The following is a 255-nucleotide window of genomic DNA, read 5'->3' on the forward strand; positions in this document are numbered from 1 at the left end:
CAATATGTCGCTGAAAATCGACTTAATCGTGAATTTACGGCAAGCAGACCTAATGAAAAATGGGTAACAGATGTCACAGAGTTCAAATTAAAAAGCGGAAGAAAAATATATTTAAGCGCTATTTTAGGTCTTTATGATAGCTCTATTATTAATTATGTATTGGGACATTCAAACAATAATAAATTGGTATTTCAGACATTGGACCAAGCTATCAATATATTAAAAGCGAATGAACAACCATTGATTCATAGTGAT

The 255-nt window shown here is 31.0% G+C and carries 1 protein-coding gene; it reads left to right on the top strand.

Going from position 1 to position 255, the window contains the following annotated elements; translation table 11 throughout:
- Positions 1-255 (top strand): DDE-type integrase/transposase/recombinase (locus AC1M36_RS28640; RefSeq protein WP_479846533.1); only part of this gene is annotated, 255 nt, incomplete at both ends.

The sequence above is a fragment of the Bacillus sp. Medicinal_06 genome (assembly GCF_056711665.1).